General features: G+C 75.7%; 11 protein-coding genes and 1 pseudogene. 5 read left to right on the top strand and 7 right to left on the bottom strand.

All coding sequences use genetic code 11. The features are described from left to right. Window positions 1-83 precede the first annotated feature (83 nt). Window positions 84-842: an SAM-dependent methyltransferase gene (locus tag P9841_RS11920; protein ID WP_283318887.1), complete on the top strand. Its 759-nt coding sequence runs from the start codon at window positions 84-86 to the stop codon at window positions 840-842. Between the two features lie 42 nt (window positions 843-884). Here the strand turns inward: P9841_RS11920 and mnhG are convergent, their stop codons facing one another. From mnhG to P9841_RS11890, 6 genes are read right to left on the bottom strand one after another with little or no spacing between them, the layout of a single operon-like run. Beyond that, entirely contained in the window at window positions 885-1,319 is a 435-nt protein-coding gene (gene mnhG, locus P9841_RS11915; RefSeq protein WP_283318886.1) for a monovalent cation/H(+) antiporter subunit G, read from the bottom strand. Further along, a complete protein-coding gene (locus tag P9841_RS11910; protein ID WP_283318885.1) occupies window positions 1,316-1,765 on the bottom strand; it encodes an MrpF/PhaF family protein in 450 nt (149 codons plus the stop codon). The genes mnhG and P9841_RS11910 overlap by 4 nt, the downstream gene beginning before the upstream one ends. After that, the gene (locus tag P9841_RS11905; RefSeq protein WP_283318884.1) at window positions 1,762-2,358 is read right to left on the bottom strand and encodes a Na+/H+ antiporter subunit E; all 597 of its coding nucleotides are present in this window, start codon (window positions 2,356-2,358) and stop codon (window positions 1,762-1,764) included. The genes P9841_RS11910 and P9841_RS11905 overlap by 4 nt, the downstream gene beginning before the upstream one ends. After that, a complete protein-coding gene (locus P9841_RS11900; RefSeq protein ID WP_283318883.1) occupies window positions 2,355-3,905 on the bottom strand; it encodes a Na+/H+ antiporter subunit D in 1,551 nt (516 codons plus the stop codon). The genes P9841_RS11905 and P9841_RS11900 overlap by 4 nt, the downstream gene beginning before the upstream one ends. After that, window positions 3,902-4,423: a Na(+)/H(+) antiporter subunit C gene (locus tag P9841_RS11895; RefSeq protein ID WP_283318882.1), complete on the bottom strand. Its 522-nt coding sequence runs from the start codon at window positions 4,421-4,423 to the stop codon at window positions 3,902-3,904. Before P9841_RS11895 ends, P9841_RS11900 begins: the two co-directional genes overlap by 4 nt. Then, window positions 4,420-7,572, bottom strand: coding sequence for a Na+/H+ antiporter subunit A (locus P9841_RS11890; protein ID WP_283318881.1), 3,153 nt, complete (start codon window positions 7,570-7,572; stop codon window positions 4,420-4,422). Before P9841_RS11890 ends, P9841_RS11895 begins: the two co-directional genes overlap by 4 nt. Window positions 7,573-7,862: 290 nt before the next feature. Here P9841_RS11890 and P9841_RS11885 point away from each other — a divergent pair, with 290 nt between their 5' ends. Further along, entirely contained in the window at window positions 7,863-10,199 is a 2,337-nt protein-coding gene (locus tag P9841_RS11885) for a (Fe-S)-binding protein (protein WP_283318880.1), read from the top strand. Window positions 10,200-10,483: 284 nt separating this feature from the next. Then, window positions 10,484-11,617: an alpha/beta hydrolase gene (locus P9841_RS11880; RefSeq protein ID WP_283318878.1), complete on the top strand. Its 1,134-nt coding sequence runs from the start codon at window positions 10,484-10,486 to the stop codon at window positions 11,615-11,617. Between the two features lie 39 nt (window positions 11,618-11,656). Here P9841_RS11880 and P9841_RS11875 read toward each other — a convergent pair whose 3' ends face one another. Next, complete coding sequence (locus P9841_RS11875) at window positions 11,657-13,240, bottom strand: MFS transporter (RefSeq protein WP_283318877.1); 1,584 nt, start codon at window positions 13,238-13,240, stop codon at window positions 11,657-11,659. 82 nt (window positions 13,241-13,322) lie between these two features. On the opposite strand from P9841_RS11875, the gene P9841_RS11870 reads away from it, so the two are divergent. Continuing rightward, entirely contained in the window at window positions 13,323-13,838 is a 516-nt protein-coding gene (locus tag P9841_RS11870) for a TetR family transcriptional regulator (RefSeq protein ID WP_283318876.1), read from the top strand. 463 nt (window positions 13,839-14,301) lie between these two features. Beyond that, window positions 14,302-17,016 (top strand): annotated as a pseudogene (locus P9841_RS11865) (cation-translocating P-type ATPase); the annotation flags it as partial. Between the last annotated feature and the right edge of the window lie 152 nt (window positions 17,017-17,168).

The raw sequence follows: 17,168 nt of genomic DNA, 5'->3' as shown, positions 1-17,168 counted from the left end.
GCACGGAGGTCCCCCTCCGGCCGACCTGCGCCCCGCTAGGCTCGAGCGTCCCGCTCGCCGACGAATGCGCAGGTCAGCCCGCCATGCCCGCGACGCCAGCCCGGCCCGCACGCCGCTGTGTCCAGACCGTCGACGACGTGCTCGACCTCATGGACCACCTGTTCGCCGAGCAGGCCGACCGGTGGTCGGACCGGGGCGGCGCGGACTTCTGGGACCGGTTCTACGCCGACCGCGGCCGGGGCGTGCCGTTCTTCCGCTGGGCCCCGGACGAGAGCCTGGTGGCGTGGCACGCCGACGGCCGGCTGCCCCTCGGTCCGGGCACCCGGGTGCTGGAGCTCGGCTGCGGGCCCGGCCGCAACGCCGTCTGGCTCGCGCAGCAGGGCTGCACCGTCGACGCGCTCGATCTCTCGCAGGCGGCGCTGGACTGGGGACGGGAGCGGGCCGACGAGGCCGGCGTCGACGTCCGGTTCGCCCGCGCCGACGTCCTCACGTGGCAGCCGCCGGCGGAGCAGTACGACCTGGTCTACGACTCCGGCTGCTTCCACCACCTGCCGCCGCACCGCCGGCTGACGTACCGCGGGCTGCTGGAGCGGACGGTGCGCCCCGGCGGGCGGTTCGGCCTGGCCTGCTTCGCGACCGGGCACGACGGGCGCGGCGGCACCGAGGCGGACGACGCCGACCTGTACCGCGAGGGCGGGCTCGGCGGTGGGCTCGCCTACGGCGCCGACGACCTGCGGCGCGCGTTCGGCTGGCTGGACGAGGTGGAGCTGCGCCGCATGCGGTCCGGCGACCCGGCGACGTTCGGCGAGGACTTCCTCTGGGCGGCGCTGTTCCGCCGGTGACGGCACACCGCCGGGGCGGGCACCGGACGCCCGCCGCCGGGGTCAGCCCCGGCGGCCGGACGCGCCCGGGGCACCGTGCGCGTCGTCGTGGTCGTCGTCCTCGTCCCCGTCCTGCGTCCCCTCGCGCTCCGACGCGCGCTCCTGCGCCTCGGTGAGCTCGTCGACGACGAGCAGGTCGCGGCGCACCTTGCCCGTGCGGTAGCCCGCCCGCCCGACCAGGTGGGCCGCGACGGGCGCCGTGAGCATCTGGAACAGCGCCACCAGGATCAGCGCCCACACCGCGCCGCCGGACCGCAGCCGCAGCGACAGCCCGATGAGCACCAGCACGAGCCCGAGCACCTGCGGCTTGGTGCCGGCGTGCATCCGGGACAGCAGGTCGGGGAACCGCAGCACGCCGACGCCGGCCGCGAGCGCCAGCAGCGCACCGCCGATCAGGCAGACCGCCGCCACGACGTCCGCGACGGTGTCCGCGCTCATCGTCCGCTCCCCTGGCGCTCGTCGTCGGCGTGGTCCTCGTGCCCGTGCGCCGCCTCGTCGTGCACCACCTGCGCGTCCGCCTCCTGGGCGCGGCGCCGGCGGCGCTGCTCCTCGGCCTCCTCCTCGGCGCGGATGCGCTCGGCCTCCTCCTGCGCGATCTCCTCGCGGCTGCGCACGCGCCCCTCGCCCTCGGGCTCCACGGACGCGAACCGCGAGATGGTCACCGAGCCGACGAACCCGACGAGGGACAGCACGACGAGCACGGGCACCACGTCGGTGCGCCGGTCGATCGACGCGTAGAGCGCGACGGCCGCGACCACGACGGTCACCACGATGTCGAGCGCGACCGTGCGGTCCAGCATCGACGGGCCGCGCTCCGCGCGGATCAGGGCCAGGGCGCCGGCGACGGTCAGCAGCGCGGCGCACAGCAGGTACACGACGGTCACGCGCCCACCTCCGTCCGGGGTGCCGGGCGCCGGGTCGTCCGGCGCGGGTGCGGGTCGAGGCCGGCGTCGCGCAGCTCGGAGTCCGACGCGAACGCCCGCAGCACGCGCTCCTCCTGGTCCAGCACCGCCTGCCGCGCCGCCTCCACGCCGCCGGACTGCTCGACGTCGAGCACGTGCAGGTACAGCATGCCGGTGAGCCGGTGCGCCTCCACGACGAGCGACCCCGGCACCAGCGAGCACAGCTCGGCCGTCATCGTGAGGTACAGGTCGGAGTGGCTGCGCAGCTGCACGCCGATCACCGCGCCGCGCGGCGTGTGCCGCGGGCGCAGCGCGAGCCACGACACCTCGACCGACGCGACCAGCAGGTCCCCGGCGAACCGCGCGACGAGGACGACCAGCCCCCACGGACGGAGCCGGCCGTGGAAGTCGATCGGGGTCATCCGCAGCGCGCCGGTCACGGCGACGGCCACGACGGCGCCGGCGAGGACGTTCGCGACGGTCAGGTCGCCCCACAGCAGCACCCAGACGACGACCAGCCAGAGCATCGTGGGCCACTGCGCGGCGAGCCGCCGCCGGCGCGGGTGCAGGCTCATCCGTCCGCCTCCGCCCGGGCGGCGTCCGCCGACTCGCCCTCACCCCGGCCACCGTCGGGCAGCACGGACTGCACGTACACGTCGCGGTCGGCCAGCGCCGCGGCGGCCCGCTCGGCGTACCCGTACAGCGGGCCGGCGAACACCGTCAGCCCGAGGCCGAGCGCGACGAGGGCGGCCGCGGGGCCGACCATGCCCTTCGGGAGGGTGGCGTCGGGCAGGGGCTCCGGCGGGGTCTGCCAGAACGCCTTGTTCCACGCCTTGATGAGGGCGTAGAGCGTCAGCAGCGACGTCAGCACGCCCCCGACCACCAGCGCGAGCGCGAGCGGGCGGGCGTCCTGCACGCCGGCCTGCAGCAGCCCGACCTTCCCGAGGAACCCCGACAGCGGCGGGATGCCCCCCAGGTTCATCGCGGGGATGAAGAACAGCACCGCGAGCACGGGCGCGATCTTGGCGAGGCCGCCGAGCGACTCGAGCGACGTCGTGCCGCCGCGGCGCTCGATGAGCCCGGCCACCAGGAACAGGCCGGTCTGCACGGTGATGTGGTGGGCGACGTAGTAGATCGACGCGGCCCACCCCGCCTGCGACGACAGGGCGATCCCGAAGATCATGTAGCCGATGTGGCTGACGAGCGTGAACGACAGCAGACGCTTGAGGTCGTCCTGCGCGACGGCGCCGAGGATGCCCACGACCATCGTCGCGAGCGCCGCCCACAGCAGCACGTCGTCCATGCGGCCCTCGGGGAACAGCAGCGTCTGCGTGCGGATGATCGCGTAGACGCCGACCTTGGTGAGCAGGCCCGCGAACACGGCGGTGACGGGCGCGGGCGCGGTCGGGTAGGAGTCGGGCAGCCACGCCGACAGCGGGAAGATCGCCGCCTTGATGCCGAACGCGAGCAGCAGCAGCACCTGCAGCAGCAGCCGGACGTCCGGGTCGATCTCCGGGAGCCGCTCGGCGAGCTGGGCCAGGTTCACGGTGCCGGTCGCGGCGTAGGTCAGCGCGATGGCGATGAGGAACAGCAGCGACGACAGCAGCGCGACGACCACGTAGATGCTGCCCGCGCGGATCCGCTCGCCCGTGCCGCCCAGCGTGAGCAGCACGTACGAGGCGGCCAGCAGGATCTCGAAGCCGACGTAGATGTTGAACAGGTCGCCGGACAGGAACGCGTTCGCGACGCCGGCGGCCAGGATCAGGTAGGTCGGGTGGTAGATCGACACCGGCGCGGCCTCGTCGCCGTCGGCCTCACCCTGCGCGAGCGAGTACAGCTGGACGCACAGGGTGACCGCCGCGGAGACGGTGAGCATGAGCGCCGACAGCCGGTCCGCCACCAGGTCGATGCCGACCGGTGCCGCCCAGTTGCCGATGTCGACGACGAGCGGGCCGTCGTCGACGAGGACCAGCAGCGACGCGGCGGCCACCAGCACGATGCTGAGCGCGACGACGCTGATGATCCGCTGCGCCTGGGGCTTGCGGTAGAGCGCGAGCGCGAGACCCGCGCCGAACAGCGGCACGACGACGGGCAGCGGGACCAGCCAGGTGTACTCCGTCACGCGCCCTCCCGCTGACCGGTGGCCGGCTCGGCGCCGGTGCCCGCGGGCACCGGACCGCCCTCGTCGGTCTCGTCGCGGGTCTCCGCGGCCTCCTCGTCGAGCGACGTGATGGTGTCCTCCGTGTCGGCGTCCTCGAACGCGCGCTCGTCCCGTGCCGCGAGCCGCGCGATGCGGCGGTCCTCGACGTCGTCCTGCACCTCGTCGTGCCGGTGCAGCTGCCACGACCGGTACGCCATCGCGAGCAGGAACGCCGTCATGCCCAGCGTGATGACGATCGCGGTCAGCACCATGGCCTGCGGCAGCGGGTCGCTCATGCGGCCCTCCGGCTCCAGGCCCACGATCGGCGGGCGGCCCGCGGCCCCGCCGGCCACCAGGAACAGCAGGTTCGCGCCGTTGCCGATGAGGATGATGCCGATGAGGACGCGGGACAGGCTGCGCTCGAGCAGCAGGTAGACGCCGGCGGTCACCAGCACGACGATCACCGCGACCAGCGCGAGGTTCGGGCTCATGTCGATCATCGCGACCCCCCGGACGTCGTCGGTGCGGCGGGGCCGCCGGGTCCGCCGGGGCCGCCGGGTCCGCCGGGTCCGCCCGTGCCGTCCGGGCCGTGCGCGGCGGCATGGCCCACGAGGCCCGCCGCGGCGGCGTCCACACGGATCTCCTCGCCCGGCTCGGCGTCCCCGCCGACCGGCTCGGCGTCGCCCTCGGCCTCGGCCTGCCGGTCGATCTCCGCCCCGAGCGAGCGCAGGATGTCGAGCACCAGCCCGACCACCACGAGGTACACGCCGACGTCGAAGAACAGGGACGTCACGAGCTTCACGTGGCCGAGCAGCGGCAGGTCCGCCTCGAGGATCCAGGACTGCAGCACCGTGCCGCCGAACACCAGCGCGCCGAGCCCGACGCCGGCGGACAGGAACAGCCCGCTGCCCAGCAGCAGGCCCGGCTGCACGGGCGCCGCCTCGCCGAGCTCGTACCGTCCCCCGGCCAGGTACCGGACGATCAGCGCGATGCCGGTCACGAGGCCCGCCGCGAACCCGCCGCCGGGCGCGTTGTGGCCGGAGAACAGCAGGTACAGCGAGTACACGATCATCGTGTGGAACAGCAGCCGGACCACGACCTCGAACACCACGGACCGGCGCCGCGGGGCGAGGGTCCGCCCGGCGCGCAGCCACTCGCGCGGCTGGTACGCGCTGCGGGCCTCGACCGGCCGGCGCACCACGGCGAGCGGGTCGTCGCCGCCGCCCCAGACCTGGCGCTGCTCGGGCGCCTCGCCGGCCCGGAAGATCGCGCCGGAGCGCCGCCGGAGGAACACCAGGGAGGCGACGCCGGTCGCGGCCACCAGGACGACCGAGATCTCGCCCATGGTGTCCCAGGCGCGGATGTCCACGAGCGTGACGTTGACGATGTTCTTGCCGCCGCCGTACGCGTAGGCCTCCTCGGCGAAGTCCACCGACACGGGCGGGTGCACGCGGGCGCCCGGCACGACGAGGGCCAGGCCGCCGACCGTGAGCCCCACGGACAGCGCGATCGCGAGCCGCACCCAGCGCGAGCCCACCAGCGGGCGGTCCGAGAAGTACGGCGGCAGCCGGCGCATCACCAGCACGAACACCACGAGGGTGACGGTCTCGACGAGCACCTGCGTGAGGGCGAGGTCCGGTGCGCCGTGCAGCAGGAACAGGGCCGCGACCCCGTAGCCCGAGACGCCCATGAGGATCACGGCCTTCAGGCGCCGGCGGGCGCGCGCGACGAGCACCGCCGCCACGGCCACGAACGCCCCGACGACGGCCTGCGCCGGGCGGTCCCACGGCCGGGTCTCGGCGGGGAGCCGCGTGTACGTCAGCAGCGGGACGCCCACGGCGACCACGAACACCACGAGGATCCCGCCCAGGTACACCGGCAGGGAGCCGCGCTGGGTCACGGCGGTGACGTCCGCCGCCACGTCGTCCAGGCGGCGCATGAACTTGCGGTAGACCCGGTCGGCCTCCGGCACGTGCGGCACCGCGGCCTGCGCCTGCTCGACGGGGCCGCGCACGACGAACAGCAGCACACCGGCCGCCAGCACGGCGACGGTGATGGCGAGCGTCGGCGTCAGGCCGCCCCACAGCAGGAGGTGGCCGGCCTCGCCCACCGGGTAGGCGTCCGCCTGCGGCGCGAGGAGCTGCTCCCCGAGGCCGGGCAGCAGCGCGACCGCGAGGCCGAGCACGGCCAGCACCATCGCCGGCCACACCAGCAGCAGGGACGGGCGCCCGACGGGGGCGGGCTCGGCGCGGTCGTCCTCCGGACCGGGCTCCGGGGACTCGCGCGGCACCGGCTCCTTGGCCGTCGCGTCCTTGGCCGCCGCGAGCTCGCGGACCGCGGCCGGGGACAGCACCGGCTTGGACCAGAACGCTCCCCACCACAGCCGGATGCCGTACGCGACGGTCAGCGCGGAACCCACCGCGACGAGCACCAGGACCGCCGGCCCGAGCGGGTCGCCGTCGTGGCCGAGCGCCTCGAGGGCGGCCTCCTTGGCGACGTAGCCGGCGAACGGCGGGGCGCCGATCATCGACAGGGTGGCCAGGGCGCCGGCCGTGGCGGTGATCGGGAGCGCCCGTCCCACCCCCGACAGCCGCCGCAGGTCGCGGGTGCCGGTCGCGGCGTCCACCACGCCGACCACGAGGAACAGCGCCGCCTTGAACATGGCGTGCGCCCCGATCATCGCGAGCCCCGCCAGGGCGGTCGCCCGGGTGCCGAAGCCGATGAGCAGGATGATGAGGCCGAGCTGGCTCACGGTGCCGAACGCCAGGATGAGCTTGAGGTCGTGCTGGCGCAGGGCGCGGTAGCCGCCGAGCAGCAGCGTCCCGCCGCCGAGCACGACCACCAGCCACCGCCAGGCGCTCAGCTCGGAGTACGCCGGCGCGAACCGGGCGACCAGGTACACGCCGGCCTTCACCATCGCCGCCGCGTGCAGGTACGCGCTGACCGGCGTCGGCGCGGCCATCGCGGCGGGCAGCCAGAAGTGCAGGGGGATCAGGGCGGACTTGCTCGCGGCACCGACCAGCAGGCACACCACGCCGGCCGTGACCATGGCGCCGTGCGGCGGGTCGGCGAGGATCTCCGACAGGCGGTACGTGCCGGCCGCCTCGCCGAGCAGCACGACGCCGACCAGCATCGTCAGGCCGCCGGCCGTCGTGACGACGATGGCCTGCATGGCGGCGCGCCGGCTGGCCTTGCGCTCGTGGTAGTGCCCGATGAGCAGGTAGGAGAAGACCGTGGTCAGCTCCCAGAACACGAACAGCAGCAGCGTGTCGTCGGCCGTGACGAGGCCGAACATCGCGCCGGCGAACGCCACCAGCACGCCGCCGAACCGCCCGAGCCCGCTGGCGTGCTCCTTGAAGTAGGCCGAGCAGTAGATCAGCACGACCGCCCCGACGCCGCCGACCAGCAGCGTCATCAGCCACGACAGCGTGTCGAGACGGAACGACAGCTCCAGCCCCAGCCCGGGGATCCACTCGACCCGCTGCGTGGGACCGCGACCGTCCACCACCTCGCCGGTCAGGGTCAGCGCCCACACGGTCACCGAGGCGGGCGCGAGCGCGAGCACCCAGAACGCCTTGCGGCCGATCCACGCCACCAGGGCAGGGGCGACCAGGGCAGCCAGCAGGTGCACCGCGAGGAGCTGCAGCACGTCCGCTCCGTCCTGTCGTGGGCGGGTGGTCGGTCGGTCGGTGGCGCCGTCGTGGCCCGCGCCGGGGCGGCACGGACGGCGGTCGGCGGTCGTGTGGTGTTGTCAGCGGGCAGGTACAGGGACGCACGGCGACGCCACGCACGCAAGGGCGCGGGCGCCGACCGAGGTCGAGGGATTGCCACAACTGTATCAAGCGGTCACCACGCACCGCCCTGGATGTGCAGGACGCCACACTCCCGGGGGACCTCGGGTCCGGGAGCGTCGCGACGGCGGGCGGCTAGCGTGTGCGCGTGGACGCGCTCCGGGTGACCTGCCTCGTCGTGGTGCTCGCGGCCACCGTCCTGGGCGTCGCGGTCTTCGCCCGCGGCGCCGTCCGGCTCACGCGCACGATCCGCTCGGGCCGCCCCGCGCCGGGGAGGCTGCGTCCCGCCGGGCGGCGGACCTGGCTGGTCGTGCGGGAGATGATCGGCCACGGGCGGTTCCAGCACCGACCGGTGGTGCGCGTCGCCCACTGGTCGGTGATGGTGTCGTTCCCGGTCCTGTTCCTCACGCTCGTCACCGGGTACGTGCAGGTGGTGGACCCGGGCTTCGTGCTGCCGGTGCTCGGCGGGTTCGCGCCCTGGTCGTGGCTCACCGAGGGCATCGCGTGGCTGTCGCTCGCGGGGATCCTCGCCCTGGTCGCCGTCCGCGTCCGCACCACGCCGCGCGGCGCCCCGGCGACGCCCGCGCGGGCCGTCGCGGCCGCCGGGGCGGGCGTCGGCGACGGCAGCGGGCCCGCACCCACCGAGCCCGCGCGGCGGTCCCGGTTCTTCGGCTCCCACACCGGGCAGGCCGCCGTGGTCGAGGCCACGGTGCTGCTGGTCGTGCTGGCCGTGCTGCTGCTGCGCGGCCTCGAGCACGAGCTGGCCGCCCGCGACGGGTCGTCCCCGGCGAGCGCGTGGCACTTCCCGACGACCGCGTGGATCGGCGACCTGTGGGCCGGGGCGTCGACCGGGGCGCTCGAGTCCGCCGTCGTGGTGTGCGCGACCGTCAAGATCCTCGTGTCGATGGCGTGGTTCGTCGTGGTCGGCCTCCAGCCCACGATGGGCGTCGCGTGGCACCGGTTCCTCGCCGTGGTGAACGTCTACGCGCGGCGCTCCGCCGACGGCGACGTCGCGCTCGGCCCGCTCCAGCCGGTCCGTGTCGACGGGCGGGAGCTCGACGTCGCCGCCCTCGAGGACCTGCCGGACGACGCCCGCCTCGGCGCGCGCGCCGTCGAGGACCTCACCTGGAAACAGCTCCTCGACGTCACGACCTGCACCGAGTGCGGCCGCTGCCAGGAGCAGTGCCCCGCGTGGGCGACCGGCAAGCCGCTGTCCCCCAAGCTCCTGACGCTCGCGCTGCGCGACCACGCCGCCGCCACCGCCCCGTACCTGCGTGCCGCCCGCGCCGGCGCCGACGTCGAGCCCGGGCACGTCGACGTCGACCTCGTCGCGTCGGGCGTCATCGACGCCGACGCCCTGTGGGCGTGCACCACCTGCGGCGCGTGCGTCCAGCAGTGCCCGGTCGACATCGAGCACGTCGACACGATCGTCGACATCCGCCGCTACCAGACGCTCATGGAGTCGGCGTTCCCCGCCGAGCTCGGCGGGACGTTCACGAAGATGGAGCGCCGGGGCAACCCGTGGGGGCTGCCCGCGCGCCAGCGGCTCGACTGGGCGAAGAACCTGCCGTTCGACGTCCCCGTGGTCGGCGCCGACGTCGGGTCCGCCGCGGACGTCGACTACCTGTTCTGGGTCGGCTGCGCCGGCGCGTACGAGGAGAAGGCCAGGCGCACCACCCGCGCCGTGGCCGAGCTGCTCCACACCGCCGGCGTGACGTTCGCCGTGCTCGGCGACGGCGAGGGCTGCACCGGCGACCCCGCCCGCCGCGCCGGCAACGAGGTGCTCTACCAGATGCTCGCCGCCTCGAACGTCGAGACGCTCGGCGCCGCCGGCGCCCGCACGGTCGTCGTCACCTGCGCCCACTGCTTCAACACCCTGTCCCGGGAGTACCCGCAGCTCGGCGGGCACTACGACGTCGTGCACCACACCGAGCTGCTCGACCGGCTCGTCGCCGAGGGCCGCCTGACGCCCGTCGACCCGGGCGACGGCCCGCAGCGCGTGACCTACCACGACCCCTGCTACCTCGGCCGGCACAACGACGTCTACGAGCCGCCGCGCGAGCTGCTCGCCGCACTGCCGGGCGTCGAGGCCGTCGAGATGCCCCGGACGCGTGAGCGCTCGTTCTGCTGCGGCGCCGGCGGGGCGCGCATGTGGATGGAGGAGTCGATCGGTACCCGCATCGGCACGGCCCGCGCCGCCGAGGCCGTCGCCACCGGCGCGGACGTCATCGCGACGGCGTGCCCGTACTGCACGGTGATGCTGACCGACGGGGTGGCGGCGGCGACCGCCCCGGCGGCGAGCGGCCCGGCAGCCACCGGCTCGGCGGCCACCGGCCCGGCCGCGTCCGGGGCCTCCGCGAGCGTCGGCGCGGCGAGCGGTGCGCCGCTCGACCGCGCGGCGGTCGGCGTCCCGGAGGTCACCGACATCGCCCTGCTGCTGCTCGACCGCGTCCGCGCCGGCGCCGTCGGAGGCTCCGAACGCTGACGGAGACCCCGGCGCGCCGTCGGAGGTGTCCGCGGTGACCTCCGATCCCGCGCGCACCCCTCCCTCGCCGTTGGGAGCCTCCGAACGGGCCCGGCCTGGCCCGGTGGAGCGCGGCAGGGGCGGGGCCCGCGGCGGGTCAGGGCACGGACGGCCTTCTCGGGCACGGACGAAGGACTCTGCCGGGCGGCGTGCCGCCACGGGAGGGTGGCGGCGACGGGCGCGCGCCACCCCGCCCGTCCGCGCCGGCCACCGCACGCCGGCCCCGGCACCGCGACGGGGGGTCCGTGTCCACCGAGCCACGTCCGGTCGGCGCCGCGCACCGGAGCCCCGCGCCGGCGCCCGCCAGGACCCGCGCCCGGCCCGCGCGCCCGCTGCCGGCGTTCACCGCGGCGACGGCCGGCGCCGGGCTGCTGCTCGCCGCGGCCGCCGGCCTGGGGGTGCCGCGGCTCGACGCCGGGGTGGCGGCGGTCCTGCTGACGGCCACCGCTGCGGTCGCCGGCGTCGCCTGCCTGGTGACGGGCGTCCTCGCCCTGCGGCGCGCGCTGGGCCGGTGGGCGCTGGTGGCCGCCCCGCTGTGGCTGGTCGGGCTGCTCGCGGCGGCCGGGTGCCTGGCCGTGGCGCTCGCGGCCACCCACCCGCCCCACCCGGCGGCGCAGCGCCCACCGCGAGAGGCCGAGACCGTGACGATGACCGCGGCGGACGGCGTGGTGCTGGCGGGCTGGTACCTGCCGTCCACCAGCGGCGCGGCGGTCGTCCTGCGGCACGGCTCCGGGTCGACCAGCGCCGCCGTCGTCGCGCACGCGCAGGCGCTGCACGCCGCCGGCTACGGCGTGCTGGCGACGGACGCCCGCGGGCACGGCGCCAGCGGAGGCCGGGGCATGGACCTGGGGTGGTCCGGCGAGCTCGACATCCGCGCCGCCGTGGACCTGCTGGTGCACCGGCCCGACGTCGACCCCGGCCGCATCGGCGTCGTCGGCCTGTCGATGGGCGGGGAGGAGTCACTCGGCGCCGCCGGCGAGGACGCGCGGATCCGCGCGGTGGTCGCCGAGGGCGCGACCGGCCGGACCCGCGGGGACAAGACGTGGCTCGCCGACGAGTACGGCCTCGCCGGCCGGGCGCAGGGCGTGCTCGACGCGGTCACCTACGGTCTGGTGGACGTGCTGACGCCGGGCGCGCCGCCGCGGACGCTGGCGGAGTCCGTGCGCCGCGCCGACGGCACACCCGTGCTGCTGCTCGCCGCGGGCACCGAGCCGGACGAGCAGTCCGTGGCCGGGCGGCTCGCGGCCACGGCACCGGAGCGGGTCGAGGTGTGGACGGTCGACGGCGCGCCGCACACGGGCGCCCTGGCGGCGGACCCGGCCGGGTGGCGCGAGCACGTCGTCGGCTTCCTGGACAGGGCGCTGGCGGCACCCGGCTGACCGGGGAACCGCTGACGGCGGGCCCGGAGCCGGGCGGTGTCAGGCCGTCGCGCGGCGCAGTGCCACGAACGAGACGGCTGCGGCGCCGACCGCCACGAGCGCCCCGACGGCGGCGGCGTGCTGCGTGCCCGCGTCGAACGCCAGCCGGGCGGACTCCAGCAGGGCACCGGCCGCGTCCGGGCCGAGCCCGTCCGCCACGCCGACCGCGCCGCCGAGCGTCTCCCCGGCGGCGTGCGCCTGGTCCGCGGTCAGGCCGTCCGGCACGGCGACGCGGGCCCGGTAGGTCGCGTTGAGCACCGAGCCCAGCAGGGCCACGCCCAGGGTGGTGCCGAGCTCGTAGGCGGTCTCGGAGATCGCGGACGCCGCCCCGGCCTTCTCCGGCGGCACCGCCGTCGTGATCTGGTCGTTCGTGAGGGTCTCCGCGAGCCCGACGCCGGTCCCCATGATCACGAAGGTCACGCCGACGGTGACCGGGGTGGGGACGTCCCCGACGAGGGTCAGCACGCCGTACCCGGCGGCGGCGAGCAGGAACGACGACCCGATCAGCGTCGACGGGCGCACGTGCCGCACCAGGCGCACCGCCAGGAGCCCGGCGGCCACGGACGCCGCGAGACCCGGCACCAGCACCAGCCCGGCGTCCATCGGACTCAGCCCCGCGGCGAGCTGCAGGAACTGCGACACCACGACGAGCAGCCCGGAGAACCCGAGCACGGACAGCAGGTTGGCCGCGACCGCGCCGGAGAACGCCGGCCGGGTGAACAGGCGGACGTCGAGCATGGGCGACGCGAGCCGGCGCTGTCGGTGCACGAACGCCGCGCCCGCCGCGAGGCCGACGACCGCACCCGCGACGGTGCCCGCCGTGACCCCGTGCTCCCCGACCGCGATGATCGCGTGCACCAGCGGCAGCATGGTGGCGAGCGACAGCACGACGCTCCACGGGTCGAGCGGCCCGGGCGCCGGGTCCTTCGACTCCGGCACCAGCAGCAGCGCCAGCGGCAGCAGGAGCAGCAGCACCGGCACGTTCAGCAGGAACACCGAGCCCCACCAGAAGTGGCTCAGCAGCGCACCGCCGACGACCGGTCCCAGAGCCGCCCCGCCGGCGAACCCGGACGCCCACACCGCGATCGCGAGGCGGCGCTGCGCCCGGTCCAGGAACACGTTCCGGATGAGCGAGAGCGTGGACGGCATCAGCGTCGCGCCGAACACGCCGAGCAGCGCCCGCGACGCGATCAGCATCTGCGGGGAGGTCGACCACGCCGCGAGCAGGGACACCGCCGCGAAGCCGGTCGCCCCGACGAGCAGCAGCCGGCGCCGGCCGACGCGGTCCCCGAGGGAGCCCATCGGCACGAGCAGGCCGGCGAGCATGAGCGGGTACGCGTCCACGATCCACAGCAGCTGCGAGCCGGACGCGCCGAGCGCCGCGGTGATCGAGGGCAGCGCGAACGACAGCACCGTGTTGTCCACGGAGATCAGCAGGACGGGCAGCATGAGGACCGCGAGCACGGCCCACGGCCGGACCGGCCGGCCGCGGTGCAGCAGGACGGACGCGGTGTCGGGGGCAGCCGTCGAGGGGCGGGCAGCGGGACGGGTGGCGGGACGGCCGGTGGCGGCCGGGGCGGACATGGCAGAGACCTCGTTCGGTGGGCGGACCGGACGACTGTACCGTCCGGACGGTACGGTCGTCGAGACCGGTACGGTCGTCGCCATGTCCGCCACCCGCGACCGGCTGCTCGACGCGTTCGAGAGCCTGCTCATCGAGCACGGGGCCCGCGCCGCCACGCTCGACGCGGTCGCGGCGGCCGCGGGCGTGTCCAAGGGCGGCCTGCTCTACCACTTCCCCAGCAAGGCGGCCCTGGCCCAGGGTCAGCGCGAGCGCCTGGCCGCGCTCGGGGACGCCGACGTCGAGGCGATGCGCGCCGCGCCCGAGGGACCGGTCGAGTACTACCTGCGCAGCTCCACGGAGTCCGGCGGCCCGCTCGACCGGGCGCTCGTCGCCGCGATCCGGCTCGCGGAGGAGTCCGACGGCGACGCGTCGTCCGTCCTGGACCGCATGCGCGCGGCCTGGTACGACGCCCTCGTCGAGGAGCTCGAGGACCCCGCCCTCGCGCACGTCGTCGAGCTGATCGGCGACGGGATGTACCACCACGCCGTCACGGGCGTGAAGGACGACTCGGCGCTCGCGGACGCCCGCGAGGTCATCGGCCGGCTCCGCTCGCGGTGACCTCGGGCGGCGCGGCGCGCACCCGCCCGCGGACCCCCGGACGCACGAGGACCCCGCGGCCGGACGGCCACGGGGTCCCGCGGTGGTCGCGTCAGATCCGCACGCGCCGTGGGTTGCTCACCGACGTCCACGCGATCTCGTCGCGCTGCGCGTCGGCGCTCTGCTGGTCCTGCGAGGTCATGTCCATCGTCGCCCCCCTCGTCGTGGTCCCGGGGCAGCAGTCTGCGGGCGCGCGACGGGCGGCGCACCCCCTGCGGGTGAACTCCACGTAAAACCTCGCGGGCCGCCGCACCCGGCCCGCGCCGCACGCGGTCGTGGGACCCCCGACCCACGGCCCCGGGGCACCCGCGTGCGAGACGCGCGCGCGACGGGCGCCGCGTCGTCCCCAGGCCGGGGACCGGGGGCTCGATCCGGCAGGGGCGGCGTGTCACGATGGCGTGGACGCCGACGACCAGGTGGTGACATGACGACCTCCGCACCCGCGACGCCCTCACCCGCGCCCCCGGACGGGGCCGCGGGGCCGCGACCCTACGCCGAGCCCGCGGACGAGGTCCTCGCCGCCCTGGGTGCGACCCCGGACGGCCTCGGTGAGGCGGAGGCGGGACGCCGGCTCGCGGAGCGGGGGCCGAACCGTCTGCCGGCGCCACCGCGGCCCAGCGCCCTGCGGCGCCTGCTCGGCCACTTCGACGACATCCTCATCTACATCCTGCTGGCCTCGGCGGTCCTCAAGGCGATCCTGGGTGACTGGATCGACTTCAGCGTCATCCTGGCCGTCGCCGTCATCAACGCCGCCGTGGGCTTCCTCCAGGAGGGTCAGGCCGAGCGCGCGCTGGACGGCATCCGGACCATGCTGTCGCTCGACGCGCAGGCCCGCCGCGACGGCGAGTGGCAGGTCGTCGACGCCGAGACGCTCGTCCCGGGCGACGTCGTGCGGGTCCGCTCCGGGGACCGCGTGCCCGCGGACCTGCGGCTGCTCGAGGCGACGAACCTGCAGGTGGAGGAGGCCGCGCTCACCGGCGAGTCGGTACCCGCCGCCAAGGACGTCACGCCGGTCGGCGCGGACGCCGGGCTCGGCGACCGGGCCTCGATGCTGTACTCCGGCACGATCGTCGCCGTCGGCACCGGCACCGGTGTCGTCACCGCGACGGGCGCGGACACCGAGATCGGCCGCATCCAGTCGATGATCGCGGAGGTCGACCACCTCGACACCCCGCTGTCCCGCCAGCTCGCGGCGTTCGGCAAGACGCTGTCCCTCGGCATCCTCGGCATGGCCGCGCTCATGCTCGTCATCGGGCGCGTCATCCACGACTTCGACCTGCCCGACCTCGTCTCGGCGGCCATCGGCTTCGCGGTCGCCGCCGTCCCCGAGGGCCTCCCGGCGCTGGTGACCGTGACGCTCGCGCTCGGCGTGCAGCAGATGGCCCGGCGCAACGCCATCACCCGCAAGCTGACCGCGGTGGAGGCGCTCGGCTCGGTCACGACGATCTGCTCGGACAAGACCGGCACCCTCACGAAGAACGAGATGACCGCGCGGACGGTCGTGACCCCCGCAGCGACCTACGACGTCGAGGGCCTGGGGTACGCGCCGGAGGGTCGCGTGACGCTCGACGGCCGCCCGGCGCCGCTCGACGCCCACGGCGACCTGCGCGCCCTGCTCACCGCCGCGGCCGCCTGCAACGACGCCCGCGTCGTCCCGGACGGCAGCGGGTGGCGCGTCGTCGGGCAGCCGACCGAGGGCGCGGTGGCGGCGCTCGCGCTCAAGGCCGGGGTGGACGTGTCGGACGTGCGACGGCACGCCGTGCTGCCGTTCGAGTCCGCGACGAAGTTCATGGCCACGCTCGACGAGGTGCCCGGTGCCGGGCGGCGGGTGCGCGTCGTCGGCGCGCCCGACCGGCTGCTGGACCGGTGCACCCACCAGCGCGGGGCGGACGGCGCCCCGGAGCCGCTGGACCGGCAGCGGTGGGAGGCCGTCATCGACCGGATCGGGGGCCAGGGCCTGCGGACGCTGGCCGCCGCCGAGCGCCCCGCGGCCGACGACGCCGACACGCTGAGCCCCGAGGACGTCGAGGACGGACTGGTGTTCCTCGGGGTCCTCGGCATCGTCGACCCGCCACGCCCGGAGGCCGTGCAGGCGATCGCGGACTGCCACCGCGCCGGCATCCGGGTCAAGATGATCACCGGCGACCACGTGGGCACCGCGACCGCCATCGCCCGCGAGCTCGGGATCGTGTCCGCCGGCGGCGACGTCCGCGCGCTGACCGGCGCCGACCTCGAGGCCATGACGCAGGAGCAGCTGCGCACCTGCGTGCGCGACGTCGACGTCTACGCGCGCACCAGCCCGGAGCACAAGATCCGCATCGTGCGCGCGCTCCAGTCGCACGGGGAGGTCGTCGCCATGACCGGCGACGGCGTCAACGACGCCCCGGCCCTCACCCGCGCGGACGTCGGCATCGCGATGGGCATCAAGGGCACGGAGGCCACCAAGGAGGCCGCCGAGATCGTCCTCGCGGACGACAACTTCGCGTCCATCGAGCGGGCCGTGGAGGAGGGGCGGCGGATCTACGACAACATCCGCAAGTCCGTCGTCTTCCTGCTGCCCACCAACGGTGCGCAGTCGCTCGTGATCCTCGTGGCCGTGCTGTTCGGACTCACCCTGCCGCTCGCCCCGGTGCAGATCCTCTGGGTCAACCTCGTCACCGCCGTGACGCTGTCGCTCGCCCTCGCGTACGAGCCCGCGGAGCCGGGCGTCATGTCGCGCCCGCCGCGCAAGCCCGGCGGGTCGGTGATCTCCCGCGACTCGCTGCGGCACGTCGTCGTCGCGTCGCTGCTCATCGGAGGCGCCACGCTCGCCGTGTTCAGCATCGAGCGCGCCCGCGGCACGGCGACCGACGTCGCCCAGACCACGGCCGTCACGATGCTGGCCCTCGGGCAGCTCGCCTACCTGTTCAACTGCCGGTTCCTGGGCGAGTCGAGCATCACCACGCGCGTGCTGCGCGGCAACCCGGTGGTGTGGATCGCGACCGGGGCGCTGCTGGTGCTGCAGGTCGTGTTCACCTACGTGCCGTTCATGAACGCCTGGTTCGACTCGGCGCCGATCGGCCCGCGCGAGTGGGGCCTCACGCTCGGGTTCGCGATCATCGTGTTCCTGCTGGTCGAGGCGATGAAGGCGATCACCCGGACGCGTGACCGGGCCCGCACCACCGGCGCCGCACGGACGACCGCGGGGACCGCCGCGGCCGGCACCGCCGGGGGCCACGCCGCGACGGGCACCGCCGACGGCGTGCACGTCGACGAGGCCGCTGCACGCCTGCCCGACCTGGTCGCCGCCGC

It is taken from the genome of Cellulomonas sp. ES6 (assembly GCF_030053835.1).
Lineage (GTDB): Bacteria > Actinomycetota > Actinomycetes > Actinomycetales > Cellulomonadaceae > Cellulomonas.
This window is presented reverse-complemented; position numbering and strand designations above follow the sequence as displayed.